General features: G+C 70.5%; 2 protein-coding genes. Both read right to left on the bottom strand.

The window, feature by feature from the left end; translation table 11 throughout:
* Nucleotides 1-118: 118 nt before the first annotated feature.
* Nucleotides 119-1159, bottom strand: a complete 1041-nt coding sequence (locus tag A5780_RS11785) for a DUF4192 domain-containing protein (protein WP_082976422.1) — start codon at nucleotides 1157-1159, stop codon at nucleotides 119-121.
* 84 nt (nucleotides 1160-1243) lie between these two features.
* Nucleotides 1244-2036: DNA-processing protein DprA (locus A5780_RS11780; protein ID WP_197521728.1), on the bottom strand; the 793-nt coding region annotated here is incomplete at its 5' end.

Below are 2036 nucleotides of genomic sequence, written 5' to 3'. Positions count from 1 at the left end.
CGGTGTTCGAGTCGATCGAATTCCGCGCGGGACAGGGTCGGGACAGAGTTCGCGGACGGCATGAACGGTGACCTTTCTGATCGGGACGAAACGAGGAGACGAGAAAGAGCGATGCTGGTCAGTGGTGGAGATCGACGCCGAGGGCGTCGGCGATGTCGTGCGCGTAGGTGACGACCGCGCCGAGTCGGGGCGGGGACGTGCCGTCTCGCAACGCGGCGTCGAGGGAGCGGGCGAACCGGTGTTGTGGGTCGGCGGCCAGGGCCGCGTCCAGCGCGATCGAGGCCAGCACTCCATTGCCTCGGTGATAGGCCGAGAACGCCAGCAGAGCCGCGGGGTGGGCGCGGTCGGGATCGGGCAGGCTGCGGGTGAGCAGCGCCCACAACCGTTCAGCCGCGTCGACGCGGGCAGTGCCGACCAGCCCGAGCATGCAATGGCGCACGGCGGCCGTGCGTAAGGCCACCGCGAGCGCGGCCATATCCGCCGGAGTCAGCGCCGAACCTGCCGCCAGCGTGTCAATGTGTTCGATCACCATGGCGACGGTGTCGGTGATCTCGCCGGACGCGCGCTGCGTGCGGAGGCTGGCGACCTCAGGGAGCAGTGCGCGGACCTGGTCGGCCACCCCCGGGTCGGGCTCGATCAGGCGGGCCAGTTCCTCGCGTGACCGGTGGATCGGATGTCCCGCGACGACGACGGTGGCGGCGAGCGCCGATGCGTCGGGGTCGGGTACGACGCCGGACTCGGTGGCATCGGGCAGGCTCCACCACGGCGCGCCTGCTTCGATCACGCGGGTCGCCCACGCCGACGCGAGAACAACACCGCGTGTGGTGAGGGCACGGTCGAGGATGTCGAGGATGTGGGTGTGCCCGCTGTGCGGTGCGGGTGCTGGTTGCGCGGTGCTGTCGACGACGAGAGCCAATACCGCCGACGCGTTTTCGTTCGCGGCGAGGTCGGCCAATTGCGTGACGACGGTGGTGAGCCGGCTGTCGCTGATGGGGAGGTCGTGGCGGGCGACGACTTTGATGCATACCTCGTCGGCGGGAGGGCGGCGTTCGAGAAGCGCCACGACCAATGAATCGACGGGGTAGAAGCCGAGCAGGGCCGGCACGGCGGCAATGAATTCACCCGGGGCAGACATGCGTAGCGTCGTCGGCTGAGTCATGAGCAGGTCCCTTCACTGGACAACGAATCGGAGACGGCCGACACAGCTGCCTGAGGCGCGGACAGCCAGGTCGGCGGGCCGCGGTCAGCTCAGGATGTGGTGGATGTCGTGGCCGCTGATGGTCAGTCGTGCGCGGCCGGTGGCGATCAACTCGTGCGGCAGCGCGGTGGTCGCGCTGGTCACCGGCCCTGGCACCGCGAACACCGGAACCCGGTGGCGCACAGCGTGCGCGGCGATCGTGGCGGGTTCACCGCCTGGTGTGGACTCGATGATGAGTACTGCCCGCGACAGCGCGGCCAGCAGGCGAGCCTGGGCGCGGCGGCGTGCCCGGGTCACACCCGTGCCGGGCGGATATTCGGAGACCAGAAGTCCGCTGGTGGCGATGGTGTCGAGTAGTCCGGAATGTCCGGGCGGGTGAGCGACGTCGATCCCGGCCGCGAGAACCGCGACTGGACTGCCGTGCGCGGCCAGGGCGGCTTTGTGCGCGATGGCGGCGACGCCGTATGCGCTGCCCGCCACGGCATTCCAGCCCAAGGCGGTGAGTTCGGCGGCGATCCGGACGGTGACGGTGCGGCCGTATCCGGTCGCCGCGCGCGAGCCGGTGACGGTGATGGCCCGCTCGGTGAGGGTGTCGAGGCGGGCGGGGCCGCGCAGGTAGAGCGCGAACGGGGCGGATTGTGGGGCGCGGTCCAGCCGCGCCAGCCGCGGCCATGGCCATTCGGCGTCGTCGCGAGTGATCAGCCGCGCTCCGAGTTCGTCGAGACGGTCGACGTCGCGGCGCGCGTGCTCCTCGAGAGCGGAAGGGATCGCGAAACCGGCGTGTCCGCAGCGGATCCGGTCCGCTATCTCGCTGGTGGGTCCGGACTGGCACCGCGGC

The sequence above is a fragment of the Nocardia sp. 852002-20019_SCH5090214 genome (genome assembly GCF_001665865.1).
GTDB classification, from domain to species: Bacteria; Actinomycetota; Actinomycetes; order Mycobacteriales; family Mycobacteriaceae; genus Nocardia; species Nocardia nova.
Note: the sequence above shows the minus strand (reverse complement) of the source record. Positions and strands in the feature narration are given on the sequence as shown.